The 18,049-nt window shown below is 70.9% G+C and carries 14 protein-coding genes; 7 read left to right on the forward strand and 7 right to left on the reverse strand.

Features of this window, described 5'->3' with window-relative positions; genetic code table 11:
- The first annotated feature begins 52 nt into the window (after positions 1-52).
- Positions 53-919, forward strand: a complete 867-nt coding sequence (gene fdhD / locus IO29_RS32175; protein WP_030378366.1) for a formate dehydrogenase accessory sulfurtransferase FdhD — start codon at positions 53-55, stop codon at positions 917-919.
- A 160-nt stretch (positions 920-1,079) separates the two neighbouring features.
- Here fdhD and IO29_RS32180 read toward each other — a convergent pair whose 3' ends face one another.
- The gene (locus IO29_RS32180; protein WP_030378365.1) at positions 1,080-1,949 is read right to left on the reverse strand and encodes a LysR substrate-binding domain-containing protein; all 870 of its coding nucleotides are present in this window, start codon (positions 1,947-1,949) and stop codon (positions 1,080-1,082) included.
- A 162-nt stretch (positions 1,950-2,111) separates the two neighbouring features.
- On the opposite strand from IO29_RS32180, the gene IO29_RS32185 reads away from it, so the two are divergent.
- The 3 genes from IO29_RS32185 (at position 2,112) to IO29_RS32195 (ending at position 6,248) form a co-directional block, all read left to right on the forward strand.
- Positions 2,112-3,143, forward strand: a complete 1,032-nt coding sequence (locus tag IO29_RS32185; RefSeq protein WP_030378364.1) for a bile acid:sodium symporter family protein — start codon at positions 2,112-2,114, stop codon at positions 3,141-3,143.
- A gap of 221 nt (positions 3,144-3,364) precedes the next feature.
- On the forward strand, positions 3,365-5,194 hold the full coding sequence (locus IO29_RS32190) for an AMP-dependent synthetase/ligase (RefSeq protein ID WP_030378363.1): 1,830 nt from the start codon (positions 3,365-3,367) through the stop codon (positions 5,192-5,194).
- Between the two features lie 220 nt (positions 5,195-5,414).
- Positions 5,415-6,248: an aldo/keto reductase gene (locus tag IO29_RS32195; protein ID WP_030378362.1), complete on the forward strand. Its 834-nt coding sequence runs from the start codon at positions 5,415-5,417 to the stop codon at positions 6,246-6,248.
- Between the two features lie 74 nt (positions 6,249-6,322).
- Here the strand turns inward: IO29_RS32195 and IO29_RS32200 are convergent, their stop codons facing one another.
- Together IO29_RS32200 and IO29_RS32205 are read right to left on the reverse strand one after the other, a co-directional pair.
- Positions 6,323-8,059 carry a glycoside hydrolase family 6 protein gene (locus IO29_RS32200; protein ID WP_037840744.1) on the reverse strand — a complete coding sequence of 579 codons (1,737 nt, stop codon included), beginning with the start codon at positions 8,057-8,059 and terminating at the stop codon, positions 6,323-6,325.
- Positions 8,060-8,124: 65 nt separating this feature from the next.
- Positions 8,125-8,838: a hypothetical protein gene (locus IO29_RS32205; RefSeq protein ID WP_030378360.1), complete on the reverse strand. Its 714-nt coding sequence runs from the start codon at positions 8,836-8,838 to the stop codon at positions 8,125-8,127.
- 323 nt (positions 8,839-9,161) lie between these two features.
- Between IO29_RS32205 and IO29_RS32210 the strand changes: the two genes are divergently transcribed.
- Positions 9,162-12,083: a glycoside hydrolase family 48 protein gene (locus IO29_RS32210; RefSeq protein ID WP_030378359.1), complete on the forward strand. Its 2,922-nt coding sequence runs from the start codon at positions 9,162-9,164 to the stop codon at positions 12,081-12,083.
- A 132-nt stretch (positions 12,084-12,215) separates the two neighbouring features.
- On the opposite strand, the gene IO29_RS32215 is transcribed toward IO29_RS32210, so the two are convergent.
- Positions 12,216-12,956: a hypothetical protein gene (locus tag IO29_RS32215; RefSeq protein ID WP_234307428.1), complete on the reverse strand. Its 741-nt coding sequence runs from the start codon at positions 12,954-12,956 to the stop codon at positions 12,216-12,218.
- 152 nt (positions 12,957-13,108) lie between these two features.
- A complete protein-coding gene (locus IO29_RS32220; protein ID WP_030378357.1) occupies positions 13,109-13,972 on the reverse strand; it encodes a helix-turn-helix domain-containing protein in 864 nt (287 codons plus the stop codon).
- A 173-nt stretch (positions 13,973-14,145) separates the two neighbouring features.
- Between IO29_RS32220 and IO29_RS32225 the strand changes: the two genes are divergently transcribed.
- Positions 14,146-14,451, forward strand: coding sequence for a 4a-hydroxytetrahydrobiopterin dehydratase (locus IO29_RS32225; protein ID WP_030378356.1), 306 nt, complete (start codon positions 14,146-14,148; stop codon positions 14,449-14,451).
- A 32-nt stretch (positions 14,452-14,483) separates the two neighbouring features.
- Positions 14,484-15,227 (forward strand): class I SAM-dependent methyltransferase, encoded by a 744-nt coding sequence (locus tag IO29_RS32230; RefSeq protein ID WP_030378355.1) that lies wholly within the window; start codon positions 14,484-14,486, stop codon positions 15,225-15,227.
- 291 nt (positions 15,228-15,518) lie between these two features.
- On the opposite strand, the gene dnaK is transcribed toward IO29_RS32230, so the two are convergent.
- Both dnaK and IO29_RS32240 read right to left on the reverse strand, forming a co-directional pair.
- The gene (gene dnaK, locus IO29_RS32235; RefSeq protein WP_030378354.1) at positions 15,519-17,393 is read right to left on the reverse strand and encodes a molecular chaperone DnaK; all 1,875 of its coding nucleotides are present in this window, start codon (positions 17,391-17,393) and stop codon (positions 15,519-15,521) included.
- 196 nt (positions 17,394-17,589) lie between these two features.
- Positions 17,590-18,015 (reverse strand): OsmC family protein, encoded by a 426-nt coding sequence (locus tag IO29_RS32240; RefSeq protein ID WP_030378353.1) that lies wholly within the window; start codon positions 18,013-18,015, stop codon positions 17,590-17,592.
- Positions 18,016-18,049 lie beyond the last annotated feature (34 nt).

Raw genomic sequence — 18,049 nt, forward strand, 5'->3', positions numbered from 1 at the left:
AAGGGCCGCTTCGGCCGCCAGTACGACGCAGGGAACCGGGGCTGATCGGGACATGGGACGGGTCACGGAACGACGCAGGGTCATCCGCATCCGCGACGGGGCGGTCTCCGCCCGGCCGGACACGCTCGTCGCCGAGGAGCCACTGGAGATCCGGCTCAACGGCAGACAGCTCGCGATCACCATGCGCACCCCCGGCGACGACTTCGCGCTCGCCGCCGGGTTCCTGGTGAGCGAGGGGGTGCTGGGCGCGGGCGACGAGCTGCGGAACATCGTGTACTGCGCGGGCGCTACGGCGGAAGGTTCGAACACGTACAACGTCGTGGACGTCCAGACCGCGCCGGACGTCGTGATCCCCGACATCACCCTCGAACGCAACGTGTACACGACGTCGTCCTGCGGGCTCTGCGGCAAGGCGAGCCTGGACGCGGTCCGTACGACGGCCCGCTGGGCGATCGACGACGACGCCGGGGCCGCCGGGTCGTCGCCGATGCGGCTGGAGCCGGAGCTGCTGGCCGGCCTGCCGGACCGGCTCCGCGCCGCCCAGCGCGTCTTCGACCGCACCGGCGGGCTGCACGCGGCGGCGCTGTTCTCGGAGGACGGCGAGCTGCTGGACATACGGGAGGACGTGGGCCGGCACAACGCGGTCGACAAGCTGGTGGGCCGCGCGCTCCAGAACGACGCGCTGCCGTTGTCCCGCACGATCCTGATGGTCTCGGGGCGGGCGTCCTTCGAGCTGGCCCAGAAGGCGGTCATGGCCGGCATCCCGGTCCTGGCCGCGGTCTCGGCCCCGTCCTCCCTGGCGGTCGACCTGGCGGCGGAAACGGGCCTCACGCTGATCGGTTTCCTCCGCGGCACGTCCATGAACGTGTACGCCGGCGACCACCGGCTCGCCCTGGGGGCAGCGACACCCCGGGTCTGAGGGCGCCCCCTGCTTTTCAGGGGGCGCGGGGAACCGCGCGACAAGCCACAACCGGGCGGGCGGAGGCGAGAACAGCCCGGGCCGGTGATGTCCTCCGTGCACCACCGACCCGGCCGGCGGCGAACCGCCACCTACTTCAGCGTTCCGCACGCCGCAACCGTCACTGCCCCGCCCGTCGCAACCGCGCCCCACCCGCCAGCACCGCTCCCGCCAGCGCCTCCGCCGCGGGCCGAGCCGCCCCCGCCCGCTCCGCGTGCACCAGCACGAAGTCCACCTCCCCCAGCACCGGCAGCCCTACCCGCTCCGGCACCCGCACCAACCCCGGCGGCACCAGACCCCGCGAGTGCGCCATCACGCCGAGCCCCGCCCGCGCCGCCGCCACCAGCCCGTTCAGGCTCGCGCTCGTACACGTGATCCGCCAGGCCCGCCCCGCCCGCTCCAGCGCCCGCAGCGCCAGCTCCCGGGTGATCCCCGGCGGCGGATAGACGATCAGCGGCACCGGCCGCGCCGGATCCAGCCGGAACCGCTCCGCCCCGATCCACACCAGCTCGTCGTGGCGGACGAGCTGCCCCCGCGGGTCCCCGTCCCGCCGCTTGGCCAGCACCAGATCGAGCTGCCCGGCCGCGAGCCGCTCGTGCAGCGTGCCCGACAGCTCCACCGTCAGCTCCAGATCGACCTCGGGGTTCTCCCGCCGGAACCCCTCCAGGATCTCCGGCAGCCGGGTCAGGACGAAGTCCTCCGACGCCCCGAACCGCAGCCGCCCGCGCGGTCGCGCACCGCCGAAGTGTGCCGCCGCCTGCTCGTGCACCTCCAGGATCCGGCGCGCGAAGCCGAGCATCGCCTCGCCGTCCTCCGTCAGCTCCACGGAGTGGGTGTCCCGGGCGAACAGCGCCCGGCCGGTCGCGTCCTCGAGCCGGCGCACATGCTGGCTGACCGTCGACTGGCGCAGCCCGAGCCGCCGCGCGGCCTGCGTGAAGCTCAGCGTCCGCGCCACCGCGAGGAAGGTACGCAGCTGGGAGGGCTCGTACATGGCGGCCACCCTAGCCGTTCATCACGGAACACGAACACAGTAAGAGGGGCGTACGGGTTTCCCGATAGCCCTGGTGGGTCGGACCATGGAGACCTGGAAGAAGCGCACCCGGGCCCCGCGAGCGGACCCGGGCCCGCATCGCACACGACGTGGTGGAGCACAGTGAAACGCCTGCGATGGCCGCGATGGATGCCCGTCGACCCGTACATCGTCCTGCTGCTGGCGACGGTGGGGCTCGCGGCCCTCGTCCCGGCGCGCGACACCGCCGCCGACGCGGTCTCCGGCGCCTCCACGGCCGCGATCGCCTTCCTCTTCTTCCTCTACGGGGCCCGGCTCTCCACCCGTGAGGCGATGGACGGGCTGCGCCACTGGCGGCTCCATGTCACCGTCCTGATCTGCACCTTCGTCGTCTTCCCGCTGCTCGGCCTGGCCGCGCGCGGGCTCGTGCCGGTGCTGCTGACGCACTCCCTCTACACCGGGCTGCTCTTCCTCACGCTCGTCCCGTCCACCATCCAGTCCTCGATCGCGTTCACCTCCATCGCCCGCGGCAACGTGCCCGCCGCGATCTGCGCGGGCTCCTTCTCCTCGCTCGCCGGGATCGTCGTCACGCCGTTGCTCGCGGCGGGGCTGCTCGGTGACAGCGGGGGCGGGTTCTCCGTGGACTCCCTGGTCAAGATCGTGCTTCAGCTTCTCGTGCCGTTCATGGCCGGGCAGGTGCTGCGGCGCTGGATCGGGGGGTTCGTGGCCCGGCACAAGAAGGTGCTGGGGCTCGTCGACCGGGGTTCGATCCTGCTGGTCGTCTACTCGGCGTTCAGCGAGGGCATGGTGCGGGGGATCTGGCACCAGGTGAGCCTGGCCCGGCTGGCCGGGCTGCTTGGGGTGGAGGCGGTGCTGCTCGCGGTGATGCTGGCGCTGACCTGGTACGGGGCGCGGGCGCTGGGGTTCGGGCGCGAGGACCGGATCGCGATCCAGTTCGCGGGGTCGAAGAAGTCGCTGGCGTCGGGGCTGCCGATGGCGAGTGTGCTGTTCGGGGCGCAGGCGTCGTTGGCGGTGTTGCCGCTGATGCTGTTCCACCAGATGCAGCTGATGGTGTGCGCGGTGATCGCCCGGCGGCGGGCGAGGGACGGCGACGCGCAACCACCGAGCGACCGCCCATCCGCCCCTACCCGAAAACCAACCCCTACTCCTCGGTAACCGTTCGCACTCGGTGCATGCCCCGGGCAGATCCCGTGGAGATTGCGGGCCCGGAACTTACCCCGACGTCAGGTTTCCGTCCCGCCCCGACCCATGTCAGCGCACTTTCTCGCGCTGACCAGCACGTTCCGTGAACGGCGCTCATATTTCAACCCACTCCCGCCCCGCCGCGCCGTGGGGTAGCTTTCACGCCCTGTCCGGGAGCGCACGAGGAGCGGGGTTTGCACGAGTTCACCAACCCTCCGCCGACGACGTCGCAGCCGCCCGTGGGCGGACTGGCCGACGTCGTCTTCGAGTATGCCCACGAGGACCCGTCGCGCATCGCCCTGGGCCGCAAGGGACCCGACGGCCGCTGGCGCGACGTCACCGCCGCCGAGTTCCGTGACGAGGTGCTGGCGCTGGCCAAGGGCCTGCTCGTGCAGGGCGTCCGCTTCGGCGACCGGGTCGCCATCATGTGCCCCACCCGCTACGAGTGGACCCTGTTCGACTTCGCGCTGTGGTCCATCGGCGCCGAGGTCGTCCCGGTCTATCCGACGTCCTCCGCCGAGCAGGTCTGCTGGATGCTGCACGACGCGCAGGTCAGCGCCGCGATGGTGGAGCACGAGGACCACGCGATGACGATCGCCACGGTCATCGACCGCCTCCCCCGGCTGCACCGGCTGTGGCAGCTGGACAGGGGAGCGGTGCAGGAGCTGTACGACGCGGGCGCGCATGTCGACGACGACACGGTCCACCGGCACCGGCAGGCGGTCACCCCCGACACGGTGGCCACGATCATCTACACCTCGGGCACCACCGGCCGCCCCAAGGGCTGCGTCCTCACCCACGGCAACCTGATGTTCGAGGCGGACACGGTGATCGAGCGCTGGGAGCCGGTGTTCCACTCCCGCCGCGGCGACCAGGCGTCGACCCTGCTGTTCCTGCCGCTGGCGCACGTCTTCGGGCGGATGGTGGAGGTCGCCGCGATCCGCGGCCGGGTCACGTTCGGCCACCAGCCCCAGCTCAGCGCCTCCGCGCTGCTGCCCGACCTGGCCGCGTTCCGGCCGACGTTCTTCCTGGCGGTGCCGTACATCTTCGAGAAGGTCTTCAACGCCGCCCGCCGCAAGGCCGAGAAGGAGGGCAGGGCGGGACCGTTCGAGAAGGCCGTGGAGGTGGCGGTCAGATACGCCGACGCCGTGGAGGCCAAGGCCTGGGGCATCGGGCCGGGGCCGACGGCGGGGCTGCGGATGCAGCACCAGGTCTTCGACAAGCTGGTCTACGCCAAGATCCGCGCCGCGATGGGCGGCAGGGTCCGGCACGCGATGTCCGGCGGCTCGGCGATGGACCGCCGTCTCGGGCTGTTCTTCGCGGGCGCGGGCGTCCAGATCTACGAGGGCTACGGGCTGACGGAGTCGACGGCGGCCGCGACCGCCAATCCGCCCGAGCGCACCCGCTACGGCACGGTCGGCCAGGCCATCCCGGGCATGTCCGTGCACATCGCGGAGGACGGCGAGGTCTGGCTGCGCGGCGACAACGTCTTCCAGGGCTACCTCAACAACGAGAAGGCCACCGACGAGGCGCTGCACGACGGCTGGCTGGCCACCGGCGACCTCGGCACCCTCGACGAGGACGGCTACCTCACCATCACCGGGCGCAAGAAGGAGATCCTGGTCACCTCCGGCGGCAAGAGCGTCTCGCCCGGGCCGCTGGAGGAGCGGGTGCGGGACCATCCGCTGGTCGCCCAGTGCCTGGTCGTCGGCAACGACCGGCCGTACGTGGCGGCGCTGGTCACCCTGGACCAGGAGGCGGTGGAGCACTGGTTGCAGATGCGCGGCAAGCCGCGGCTGGAGCCGGCCCGGCTGGTGCGCGACCCGGATCTGGAGACCGAGGTGCGGCGCGCGGTGGTCGCCGCCAACACGCAGGTCTCCCGGGCGGAGCAGATCCGTACGTTCCGCATCCTGGCGAACCAGTTCACCGAGGAGCACGGGCTGCTCACGCCCTCGCTGAAGCTGAAGCGCCGGGCGATCGAGAACGCCTACGAGGCCGTGGTGGAGGCGCTGTACCAGGCGTGAGGGAACCTTTCGCCTCGCCGTCCCCGCCCCGCTGCCCCTCCCCCTGTCCTTCCGTCCCTGCCCCCGGCCCCGGCACGGAGCAGACCTCCCGGAATGCATCACGGAGCGTGATCGTTGACGATGGGGTAAGCGGGCGGAGGAACGGGCAGGAGCACCCTCGTGTGTCCTGACGGGCGTCCCGCCCGCCGCACCCATCGACAACCTAAGGATAAGAGAGCTCGTGAGCAGCAAGGTCCCCCCGATCATCCTCAACAACGGCGTCGAGATGCCCCAGCTGGGCTTCGGCGTCTGGCAGGTGGCGGACGACGAGGCGGAGCGTGCCGTCGGCACCGCCCTTCAGGCGGGCTACCGCAGCATCGACACCGCCGCGATCTACGGCAACGAGGAGGGCACCGGCCGGGCGATCGCCTCCGCCGGGCTCCCCCGCGAGGAGCTCTTCGTCACCACCAAGCTGTGGAACGCCGACCAGGGCTACGACAGCACCCTGCGCGCTTTCGACACCTCCCTGAAGAAGCTCGGCCTGGAGTACGTGGATCTCTACCTGATCCACTGGCCGATGCCGGACCGGGGTCTGTTCGTCGACACCTACAAGGCGTTCGAGAAGCTGTACGAGGAGGGCCGCGCCAAGGCGATCGGCGTCTCCAACTTCCTGCCCGAGCATCTGACGACGCTGCTGGAGGCGACCTCGGTCGTCCCGGCGGTCAACCAGATCGAGCTGCACCCGCATTTGCAGCAGCGGGCGGCGCGCGAGGTCCACGCGGAGCAGGGCATCGCGACGGAGGCATGGTCCCCCCTCGGCTCCGGCAAGGGGCTGCTGGACGTGCCGGCGCTGGTGGCCATCGCGCGGAAGCACGGGCGGACGCCCGCGCAGGTGGTGCTGCGCTGGCATGTGCAGCTGGGCAACATCGTGATCCCGAAGTCCGTGACGCCGTCGCGGATCAAGGAGAACATCGAGGTCTTCGACTTCTCGCTGGACGACGAGGACCTGGGCGCGATCAGCGCGCTCAACGAGGACCGGCGGATCGGCTCCGACCCGGCCGACGTCAACGGCTGACAACCGTCGCGGAGCCGGGCTCCGTTCCTCCGGCCGGTAGGACGGAGGAACGGAGCCCGGCCGCTACGGGCCGCCTACGACAGCGGCGGGGAGGCGTTCTTCATCAGTTCCTGGAACTGGGCGGAGAACCAGTGGCCCGACAGCGGGGCGTCCGGAAGGGCGCCCGACATGCTGTTGCCGTTGCGTGCGTTGCCCGTGTACGTCGGGTCGCACATCCGGTCGAAGCCCTTGCCCTCGTCGTTGTCGACGGCCTGGCTCGCGCCGTCGGACTCACCCGGGGGCTTCATCCACACATAGGCGTCGATCCCGGCCTCGGGCGCCGCCTGCGGGCGCTCGCCCAGGCCGGCGCCGGACTGGTTGCACCAGTTGCCGACGTGGATGCGGCGGTCGATGCGCCCGCCCTCGACATACGTGTCGACACTGGTCTTGGCCCCCGGCCCGGTGGGCCGCTGGGAACCGCCCCAGCCGTTGCGGGAGGTGTCGATCAGCATGCCGATGTCGGAGTTGAAGCCGGCCGAGATCGCCTCCTCGCGGAAGGCCTGGGCGTACGACAGCTCGTCGACGTACCGGTTCCAGTCCACCCACTTGGACTGGCGCACGGAGGTGCCGTTGACGGTGTCGTCGATGGTGAAGTTCTCCTCCTTCAGCGCACTGTAGTTGGCGGTGTTGGTGATGAAGCCCTGCACGTCGTCGACGCTCGCGCCCTCACTGGTGGCCGCCTGCGCGAACAGCTGCGCCGTGGGACCGAAGTTGTCGTCCCAGCCGAGCCAGCCGTGGTGGCCTGCGTCCACGTAGTTGTAGACGTTGGGGATCGCGCCGAGCTGGGCCAGGGCGTAGCCGACGCCCTTCACGTAGTTGCCGTTGGCCTTCATCGTGTCGCACTGGGGCGTGGCGGTCGCCTTGCTCCCGGTGTTGGTGACGAGGTTGGGCAGCGAGTCGATCTCGATCGTGGCGACGATCCGCAGCGAGGCGTACTTGGCGTCGGAGAGGATGTCGGCGATCGGGTCGATGAAGTCCGACTTGTACTTGTCGATGTCGTCCGGGCCGAGCTCGCCGTTGGAGGCGAGGGCCGAGCAGTCGCGGCCGGGCAGGTCGTAGACGACCAGCTGGACGACCTCCTCACCGCTGCCCTTCTGCTCCAGCGCCGCGTCGAGGTGGTCGCGCAGGCCCATGCCTCCGTTGACGCCGTCGATGGCGGCGATGCGGTCCAGCCATACGCCGGTCGGCTCGTCGGCGACCCGGTCGCCGCCCGGTTCGGCGGCGGCGAGGGCGGACCACTCGGGGTTCACGTACACCTTGGCGCCGGCGTACGGGTTGTCGACGCGGTCCGACGGGTCGGTGGTGCCGCCGCCGTCGTCCCCGCCGCCCCCGTCGTCCCCGCCGCCGCTGCCGTCGTCGACGTTGCAGGTGGCGCCGTCGAGGGTGAAGCTGGTGGGCACGGCGTTGGAGCCGCTGTAGGTGCCCTGGAAGCCGAAGCTGGTCGAACCGCCGGTGGCCAGGGTGCCGTTGTAGCTCTCGTTGGCGGCGGTGACGGTGCTGCCGCTCTGGCTGACCTTGGCGTTCCAGCCGCTGGTGACCTTCTGGCTGCCGGCGTAGGACCACTTCAGCGACCAACTGGTCTTGGCGGCGCTGTTGTTCTTGACGGTGACGCTGGCGGTGAAGCCGGAGCCCCAGTCGTTCTGTATCTGGTAGTCGACGGAGCAGGGAACGGCCGCGGTGGCGGCGCCTGCGGTGGGTGCCATGAGGGCGGTGCCCGTCCCCCCGGCGACCAGCGCCAGGGCGGCGAACAACGCTGTTCTGGTACGGCTCATGAGTGCGGTTTTCCTTCTTCCTGTCGGGTGTTGTCCCGGTTGGGTCCGTGTGGTGCCGTGCGGGGTCATCCGTTCAGGGCGCGCAGTCGGTCGCGCGGCCCGGCTCCGTACGACGCGGGTGTGCCGTCGTAGTCGGAGATCAGGGAGGGACCCGAGGAGCGGTCCCAGGTGTTCCAGGGCCGGCCCGGGCAGGGCAGGTCCCGGTCGTCGAACCACTTCATGACCTGGTCGGTGAAGGAGTGCGCGCAGGTGTTCTCGCCGGTCTCCCCGGCCACCAGCGGCATTTCGGCCGCGACCGGGGCGGGGTTGATGCCGTGCGCCTCGACGCGGGCCAGGTCCCTGACCGCGTCGAGGCGGTGGGCGCCGCCGTACTCGGCCTCGACGTCGGAAAGGCCCGGCCGGCACTCCTCGTTGAGCGGGACGCGGACGGTGCCGGCGTCCCGGTCGGCGATCGCCTGGAGGGCGTCGTCGTCGACCGGGCCGTCCCGGATGCCGTGGCCCTGGACGCGACGGGACTCGCCGCCGGAGCGGTTCACTCCGAGCAGCCGCCGGCTCTGGCCGTCGGCGTCGGCGATCCCGTTGCCGGAGACGTGCGGTTCGGGCGGCACACCGTCCTCGCCGTCGTCCGGCGGGTCGGTGGGGCCGACCGGCGGATCGGTGGGATCCGTCGTGCCGCCGTCGGCGTCGCGGGCGGAGTGCTCCACCGTGCGGACGGGGGCGGCCGACGCCGTGACCACCGGAACCGTCACGCCCGCCGGGCGCACGACCGCGCCGGTCACAGCTAAAAGCAATGAACGCGGGGGGTGTCGCATGAGCGACTCCTTGCAGCTCGGTCGTGTCCGGGGCGGACGCGTCGACTGAATGGAATCGCTCCCACTGGTGTGGGGAAGGTAGCGCCAAGTCGTGGTGGAGGCCAAGGGGGTTGCGTCAGGAACACCGCGAAACCAGCCCCTCACCGTAGGTGAACTCCGCCGAAATCTTTTCGGCTCTTCACACGACTTGACCGCGAGGGCCCCTCTCCCCACTATGGGAGCGCTCCCACTGGTTCACAGCTTGTCGCTCCTCCCCCCACTTGCCAGAGCCGCAAGGAGGAACCAGCACGATGGAACCCTCACGCAGACGCAGACGCCGTACCGCACGGCGGCTGTGGACCGCCGTCGTGGCGGCCCTCGCCCTTCCGTTCGCCCTGCTGTCGGCGGGATCGACGGCCGCGCACGCGGCCTCGGTCCAGTGCGGCGTCGACTACAAGACCAACGACTGGGGCTCCGGCTTCACCGCCGACCTCACCCTCACCAACCGGGGTTCCGAAGCCCTGGACGGCTGGACCCTGACGTACTCCTACGCGGGCAACCAGAAGCTCAGCAACGGCTGGAACGGCACCTGGTCGCAGTCCGGGCGGTCGGTCACCGTCAAGAACGCCTCCTACAACGGCAAGGTCGCCGCCGGCGCCGCCGTCACCACGGGCGGGCAGTTCACCTACAGCGGCAGCAACGCCGCCCCCACCGACTTCGCCGTCAACGGCACCAGCTGCACCGGCGCGCACCAGCCGCCGGTGACCGTGCTGACCAGCCCGAGCGCCGGCGCGGTCTACTCGCAGGGCGACGCGGTCCCGCTCGCGGCCACGGCCGCCGCGGCCGACGGGGCCTCGATCTCGAAGATCGAGTTCTACGACGACACCACACTGCTCGGCACCGACACCAGCGCGCCCTTCACGTACGCGGCCTCGGGGCTGTCCGTGGGCAGCCACTCGCTGGTGGCGAAGGCGTACGACAGCCTCGGCGCGTCGGCCGAGTCGACCCCGGTCGGCATCACCGTCGCCTCCGGTCCCGCCATCGTCGCCTCGCCTTCCCAACTGGGCGTCCAGCAGGGCAAGTCGGGCACCTACCAGGTGAAGCTGTCGACGAAGCCCTCGGCCGACGTGACCGTGACGACCGCCCGCACCGACGGCAACAGCGGACTGACGCTCACCGGCGGCGACTCACTGACCTTCACCCCGTCGAACTGGGACACCGCGCAGAAAGTGACCGTCACCGCCGACGACTCCGGCACCGGCGCCGCCACCTTCACCTCGACGGCCACCGGCCACGCCAAGGCCACCGTGACCGTCACCGAACTCTCCGCCTCGACGGCGTACGACGCCCGCTTCCTGGACCTCTACGGGAAGATCACCGACCCGGCCAACGGCTACTTCTCCCCCGAGGGCATCCCGTACCACTCGGTGGAGACGCTGATCGTCGAGGCGCCCGACTACGGTCATGAGACCACGTCGGAGGCGTACAGCTATCTGCTGTGGCTCCAGGCGATGTACGGCAAGGTCACCGGCGACTGGTCCAAGTTCAACGGCGCCTGGGACATCATGGAGAAGTACATGATCCCCACCCACGCCGACCAGCCGACCAGCTCGTTCTACAACGCGTCCAAACCGGCCACCTACGCGCCCGAGTACGACACCCCGGACGAGTACCCGGCCGAGCTGGACACCGGCGTCTCGGTGGGCTCCGACCCGATCGCGGGCGAGCTGAAGAGCGCGTACGGCACGGACGACGTCTACGGGATGCACTGGATCCAGGACGTCGACAACGTCTACGGGTACGGCAACGCGCCCGGCAAGTGCGAGGCGGGCCCGACGGCCACCGGACCCTCGTACATCAACACCTTCCAGCGCGGACCGCAGGAGTCGGTCTGGGAGACGGTCCCGCAGCCGACCTGCGACGCCTTCACGTACGGCGGCAGGAACGGCTATCTGGACCTGTTCACCGGCGACGCCTCCTACGCCAAGCAGTGGAAGTACACCGACGCCCCCGACGCCGACGCGCGCGCCGTACAGGCCGCGTACTGGGCGGACGTGTGGGCCAAGGAGCAGGGCAAGGGCGGCGACGTCTCCGCGACCGTCGGCAAGGCCGCGAAGATGGGCGACTATCTGCGCTACGCGATGTACGACAAGTACTTCAAGAAGATCGGCAACTGTGTCGGCCCGTCGAGCTGTGCGGCCGGCACCGGCAAGGACGCCTCGGACTATCTGCTCTCCTGGTACTACGCCTGGGGCGGCGCCACCGACACCAGCGCCGGCTGGGCCTGGCGGATCGGCTCCAGCCATGTCCACGGCGGCTACCAGAACCCGCTGGCCGCGTACGCGCTCAGCTCCTACGCCGACCTGAAGCCCAAGTCGTCCACCGGCTCGGCCGACTGGTCCACGTCCCTCGGCCGGCAGCTGGAGTTCTACCGCTGGCTGCAATCGGACGAGGGCGCGATCGCGGGCGGCGCGACCAACAGCTGGCAGGGCAGGTACGCCACCCCGCCGAGCGGCACGTCCACGTTCTACGGCATGTACTACGACGAGGCTCCCGTGTACCACGACCCGCCGTCCAACCAGTGGTTCGGCTTCCAGGCGTGGTCGATGGAGCGCGTCGCCGAGTACTACCAGCAGACGGGCGACGCCGACGCCAAGGCGGTCCTCGACAAGTGGGTCGACTGGGCGCTGTCCGAGACCACGATCAACCCGGACGGCACCTACCGGATACCCTCCACGCTCCACTGGTCGGGACAGCCGGACACCTGGAGCGCCTCCAGCCCCGGCGACAACAGCGGCCTGCACGTCACCGTCGCGGACTACACCAACGACGTGGGCGTGGCCGCCGCGTACGCCAAGACGCTGACGTACTACGCCGCCAAGTCCGGTGACACGGAGGCGAAGACGACGGCGAAGGCCCTGCTCGACGGCGCGTGGGACAACTACCGGGACGACCTCGGCATCGCCGTCCCCGAGACCCGCGCCGACTACAACCGCTTCGGGGACAGTGTGTACGTCCCGAGCGGCTGGACCGGCACCATGCCCAACGGCGACGCGATCGACTCGTCGTCGACGTTCGCCTCGATCCGCTCCTTCTACCAGGACGACCCGGCGTGGTCGAAGGTCGAGAGCTATCTGGAGGGCGGCGCCGCGCCCGTGTTCACGTACCACCGGTTCTGGGCCCAGGCGGACATCGCGCTCGCGATGGGCTCGTACGCGGAACTCCTCGAATAGCCCCCGCCCGAGGTTCCGCGTACGGGGTCCCGTCGCCTGGGGACGGGACCCGCACCGGGCCGGGCGGCCCTCCGCGCACGCGGGCCGCCCGGCCGTCCGTTTCCCGTCCGCCCGGCGCGCGCCCGCCGGTGCTCAGTAGTTGCCGTTGGTGATCATGTCGCCGTCCTTGCCGTACACCGTGACGAGCCCGTTGTCGGACTCGTAGCAGCTGGTGAACGCCGAGGTGATCAGCTTGGCGTCGCCCGCGTTGGCACTCATGAAGCCGCCGGTGAAGTCGGTGAAGACCTCGGCCGAGTCGAGGATGTCGTTGCGCTTGTCGGTGCCGGTCACCTTGGTGACGTGCTGGACGGCGTCCTTCTCGCCGGCGGTGCCCTTCTTGGCGACGCAGGCCTTGAACTGGTCGGCCTGGCTGCCGGTCGCCTTCTCGTCGCTCTTGGCACCGCTCTTGTCGTCGTCCTTGGCGCCGGTGCCGCTCTTGTCGCTCTTATCGCCCTTGTCGCTCTTGGCGTCGCCGCCGCTCTTGGCCGCGTCGTCCTTCGCGGAGTCGTCCTTGGCCTGACTGCTGGAGGCGGTGCTCTTCTTGTCGTCGTCCCCGCCGCCCACGGCGGCGACGACGATGCCGAGGACCACGAAGAGGGCCAGCACGCCGAGACAGCTGAAGCCGACGATCTTGCCGGTGTTCCGGCGGGGCGGCTGCGGCATCGGCGGCGGGGTGCCCCAGCCGGGCTGCTGCGGGTACTGCGGCGGGTAGGGCGCCTGCTGCTGCGGGTTCTGCTGGTACACCGGCGGCTGCTGGTGCGGCGGGTACGGCGCCTGTGGCGCGTCCTGCGCGTGCTGCGGGTCCTGCGGGAACTGCGGGTTTTGCGGGTTCATGGTCCCCCCATGGTGAGGCTGTGGTGCATGTGGATGACTCGTGTAAGGAGGACATGGTTGCGGAAACGAGACGTACATCACTCTTACGCGTCAAAGGGGGTCGAGGTCTCGTTCCCGCACTGGGCGCGCGGGCCCCGGCCGGGCGCGGCGGCTCAGTAGCGCTCTCGGTAGGCCTTCAGGACGTCCCGCGTGCGGGCGGCCGAGGCGGCGTGGGCGGACATGTGGTCCAGGACTTCGAGGTGGGTGGCGACCTCCTGGCGGTTGTCCAGGTAGAGCGCGCCCGTGAGGTACTCGCTGTAGACCATGTCGGGCAGTTCCGGCTGGGCGAAGCGGAACAGGGTGAAGGACGTGTACGTGCCGGGATGCGGGCCGGACGCGAACTCGGCGACCTGGAGCGTGATCCGGTCGTTCTCGGAGGCCTCGAGAAGCCGGTCCAGCTGGTTCCGCATCACCTCGGGCCGCACGCTGACCGGCCGCAGCAGTGCCGTTTCGTCCATGATGACCCACAGATGGGGGGCGTCCTCGCGGGCGAGCAGCTTCTGCCGGTGCATCCGCAGCGACACATGCCGTTCGACGTCCTGGGGGCTGGTCTGCCCGATCGTGCCGGCCTCCATGACGGCCCGCGCGTAGTCCTCCGTCTGGAGCAGTCCGGGCGCGAAGTGCGGCTCGTAGGAGCGGATGACGCGTGCCGCGCCCTCCAGGCTGACGTGCATGCTGAACCAGTCGGGCAGCACGTCGTGGTACCGCTGCCACCAGCCGGGTTCATTGGCGGCCTCGACCAGCGCGACGAACGCGGCGACCTCGTGCTCCGGGACGCCGTACGTGGTGAGCAGCACCTGGACGTACGGGATCTTCAGCGTCACCTCGGCCATTTCCATGCGCCGCACGGTGGCCGGGGCGACCCGCAGTACCTGTGCGGCCACCTCCCGGCGCAGTCCGGCCGCCTCGCGCAGCTCCTGAAGCCGTCGGCCGAGCACGACCTGGCCCACGGTGGGCGCGGCCCGCCGTTCGCTCACGCCACGCCTCCCCACGTGCCGAAGTGTGCGCGCGGTGTGGCGTTCCCCTGAATCCGCCTCCACCGCTTCCCGCATGAGATCATGTCATCCGATCGGAATGCCAGTCCTCTGAGGTACTTGGCCGTCCCGGAGGACGGGCGTACACCTGTGAATTCCTGAAGAGGAGCGAGGTCATGGCGGTCGAACCCCTGTCGCAGGAGGAGATCGATCACCGGCTGGCGGAGCTGCCCGGCTGGTCGCTGACGGACGGCCGGCTCACCCGGTCCTACCGCCTCGGCTCCCATTTCGCGGCGACCGCGATGGTCGTGCACATCGCCCAGGTCCAGGAGGAGTTGAACCACCACTCCGACCTCACCCTGGGGTACGACACGGTCGCGCTGACCGTGCACACGCACAGCGCGGGCGGCGCCGTCACCGCGCTCGACTTCGGCCTCGCCCGCCGGGTGGCGGACCTCGCGCCCGCGCACGGCGCGCACTGACCCGACCGGGCGCGCCGAGGGGGAGGCCGGGGATGCTCGACTACGACCAGGAGGCCGAGCGGTACGACGACCTGCGCGGCGGCGAGCCCCGTGCGGCGGCCGCCGCCGAGGCCGTGCTCGCGCTGCTGCCGGACGGGGCGCGCACGCTCCTGGACGCGGCGTGCGGCACGGGCATCGTCACCCGCCGCCTCGCCGCGGCCCGGCCGGGCACGCGGGTGGTGGGGGCCGATCTCTCCCTGGAGATGGCCCGCCGGGCGGCCGCGCGGCTGCCCGGCGCGGTGGTGCGCGCCGACGCCCGACGGCTGCCGTTCCCCGACGGCCGCTTCGACGCGGTCACCACGGTGTGGCTGCTGCATCTCGCCCCGCACGCGGACGGGGTACGGGCCATGGTCGCCGAGTGCGCCCGGGTGCTGGCGCCGGGCGGGGTGTGGGTGACGACGGTCGACAAGGCCGCCGCGCACAACGTGGGCAGCGACATCGACGCGGTGATGGCCTCGCGGCCGCACAGTGAGCCGCGGGACGCGGCGGACGACGTCGCGGCGTACGCCGCCGGGGCCGGGCTGGTGCCCGCCGGGCGGGGCGAGTTCCGGGGGCAGGGACGCAGCCCCCGTCGGGCGCTCGCGGATCTGCGCCGGGGGTGGTTCGTGACGCTTCCGCCGGGGGACCCGGCGGCGGCCCCGTACGCGGCACGGCTCGCCGCGCTGCCCGACCAGGACCGGGCCCGCCCGGCCCCACGGTTCGCCTTACGGGCGTTCCGTCGGCCGGGGGGCGCCTGATGGCTCGGGGGTTCGCGTTGTCCCGGCGGGTGCGGGTGATTCGTGGTTGCCCGCGCAGTTCCCCGCGCCCCTAACGGCGCCTAGCAGCTCGGGAGTTCGGGTTGTCTCGCGGGTGCGGGTGGAGGGTGGTTGCCCGCGCAGTTCCCCGCGCTCCTAACGGCCATCGGTGGTTGCTCGCGCCCACGCGGCGCAGCCGCACGTCGACACAGCCCCCCGGCTTTTCAGGGGCGCGGGGAACTGCGCGACAAGCCACAGCCGACCCGCACCCGCCGACGCACCCGAACCCCCGAGCTATGACGCGCTCTTCCCACCCCCGTCCTCCTCGTCGACGATCTCCGCGTCCACCACACCCTCCTCCGAACCGCCGGAGGCGGACGCGGACGCGGACGCGGAGTCGGAGCCAGAGTCGGAGGGGGCCGTCCCCTGATACATCGCCTGCCCGAGCCGCTGGCTCACCTGGGCCACCTTCTCCACCCCCGCCCGGAGGGCACTGACATCCGGCTCGCCGGCCAGCAACCCCTTCAGCTCCCCCACCGCGGACTCCACGTCCGCCTTCACGTCCCCGGGGACCCGCTCCCCGTTCTCCCGCAGGAAAGCCTCCGTCCGGTACACGAGCTGTTCCGCCTGGTTCCGCGTCTCCACCGCCTCCCGCCGCCGGCGGTCGTCCTCCGCGTAAGTCTCCGCGTCCCGCATCATGCGGTCGATGTCGTCCTTCGGCAGGGCGGAGCCGCCGGTGACCGTCATCTTCTGCTCGCGTCCGGTCGCGAGATCCTTCGCCGAGACGTGCATGATCCCGTTCGCGTCGATGTCGAAGGCGACCTCGATCTGCGGGATGCCGCGCGGGGACGGCGGCAGTCCGGTGAGGTCGAAGACGCCGAGCTTCTTGTTGTACGCGGCGATCTCGCGTTCGCCCTGGTAGACCTGGATGCCCACGGAGGGCTGGTTGTCGGCGGCGGTGGTGAAGATCTCCGAACGCCGGGTCGGAATGGTCGTGTTGCGCTCGATGAGCTTGGTCATGATGCCGCCCTTGGTCTCGATGCCCAGGGACAGCGGGGTGACGTCGAGGAGGAGGACGTCCTTGACGTCACCGCGGATGACGCCCGCCTGGAGCGCCGCGCCGACGGCGACGACCTCGTCGGGGTTGACGCCCTTGTGCGGGTCCTTGCCGGTGAGTTCCCTGACCAGTTCGGTGACGGCCGGCATCCGGGTCGAGCCGCCGACGAGGATGACGTGGTCGATCGCGGAGAGCTTCACCCCGGCGTCCCTGACGGCCTGGTGGAAGGGCTGCTTGCAGCGCTCCAGGAGGTCCGCGGTGAGCTCCTGGAACTGGGCGCGGGTGAGCTTCTCCTCCAGGTGCAGCGGGCCGGCCGCGGAGGCGGTGACGTAGGGGAGGTTGATGGTCGTCTCGGAGGAGCTGGACAGCTCGATCTTGGCCTTCTCGGCGGCCTCGCGCAGCCGTTGGACCGCCATCTTGTCGGCGGCGAGGTCGACGCCGTGGTGGGCCTTGAACCGGGTGACGAGGTGGTCCACGACCCGCTGGTCCCAGTCGTCGCCGCCCAGGTGCGTGTCGCCGTTGGTGGCCTTGACCTCGATGACGCCGTCGCCCATCTCCAGGAGCGACACGTCGAAGGTGCCGCCGCCGAGGTCGAAGACGAGGACGGTCTGCTCGTTCTCCTTGTCCAGGCCGTACGCCAGCGCCGCCGCCGTCGGCTCGTTGATGATCCGCAGCACGTTCAGGCCGGCGATCTCACCGGCCTCCTTGGTGGCCTGCCGCTGGGTGTCGTCGAAGTAGGCGGGCACGGTGATCACCGCGTCCGTGACGTCCTCGCCGAGATACGCCTCCGTGTCGCGGCGTAGCTTTTGCAGCACGCGGGCGGAGAGTTCCTGCGCCCGGTAGCGGGTGCCGTCCACCGAGCCCTGCTCCGGGAAGCGCCAGTGCGCGTCGCCCATGTACCGCTTGACGGAGCGCGCGGTGCGCTCGACGTTCGTCACGGCCTGCCGTTTGGCGACCTCGCCGACCAGTACCTCGCCGTTCTTGGCGAAGGCGACGACCGAGGGGGTGGTCCTGGCGCCCTCCGCGTTGGCGACGACCGTGGGATCACCGCCCTCCAGGACCGCCACCACCGAGTTCGTCGTCCCGAGATCGATCCCGACCGCACGCGCCATCGTCGTACCCCTTCTCGACCGGATTCCGCCCCTGCCCGTTCTCCGAGGTGCCCTGTACTCCAGCACAAAACTTGAGCGGACTGTTGTCAATCCCTCTTTCGGCCCCCGTCGCCCACCGGGTTCCGGGTACCCCCGGGACGACGAAAGCCGCGCCCCCCGGGTGCGGGGACGCGGCTCGTCGTTCGCGTACGGACCGTCAGGCGAGCTTCGCCGTCAGGGTGATCTCGGTGCCGGCCAGGGCCTGGCTGACCGGGCAGTTCTTCTTGGCGTCCTCGGCAGCGGCGGTGAACGCGTCGGCGTCCAGGCCGGGGACGGTGCCCTCGACGGTCAGGTGGATGCCGGTGATGCCCGTGCCCGGCTGGAAGGTGACGTCGGCCTTCGTCTCGATCCTGGTGGGCGGGGTGCCTGCGCCGGCCAGGCCGTGCGACAGCGCCATGGAGAAGCAGCTCGAGTGGGCGGCGGCGATCAGCTCTTCGGGGCTGGTCTTGCCATTGGCCTGCTCGGCGCGCGACGGCCACGACACCGGCTGCTGGCCGATGCCGGAGGAGTCGAAGGTGACGACGCCGTTGCCCTCGAGCAGGTTGCCTTCCCAGACGGTGTGCGCGGTGCGCGTGGTTGCCACTGTGCGTCCTTCTTTCGAATGTTGTGCGAGGTGG

It is taken from the genome of Streptomyces sp. NRRL F-6676, assembly GCF_000725625.1.
GTDB lineage: Bacteria > Actinomycetota > Actinomycetes > Streptomycetales > Streptomycetaceae > Streptomyces.

Excerpts from the sequence above, each read along its gene's own strand:
- fdhD (WP_030378366.1), top strand. The coding sequence starts at position 53 with ATGGGACGGGTCACGGAACGACGCAGGGTCATCCGCATCCGCGACGGG.
- IO29_RS32180 (WP_030378365.1), bottom strand. The coding sequence starts at position 1,949 with ATGTACGAGCCCTCCCAGCTGCGTACCTTCCTCGCGGTGGCGCGGACG.
- IO29_RS32200 (WP_037840744.1), bottom strand. The coding sequence starts at position 8,059 with ATGAGCCGTACCAGAACAGCGTTGTTCGCCGCCCTGGCGCTGGTCGCC.
- IO29_RS32210 (WP_030378359.1), top strand. The coding sequence starts at position 9,162 with ATGGAACCCTCACGCAGACGCAGACGCCGTACCGCACGGCGGCTGTGG.
- IO29_RS32215 (WP_234307428.1), bottom strand. The coding sequence starts at position 12,956 with ATGAACCCGCAAAACCCGCAGTTCCCGCAGGACCCGCAGCACGCGCAG.
- IO29_RS32225 (WP_030378356.1), top strand. The coding sequence starts at position 14,146 with ATGGCGGTCGAACCCCTGTCGCAGGAGGAGATCGATCACCGGCTGGCG.
- IO29_RS32230 (WP_030378355.1), top strand. The coding sequence starts at position 14,484 with ATGCTCGACTACGACCAGGAGGCCGAGCGGTACGACGACCTGCGCGGC.
- dnaK (WP_030378354.1), bottom strand. The coding sequence starts at position 17,393 with ATGGCGCGTGCGGTCGGGATCGATCTCGGGACGACGAACTCGGTGGTG.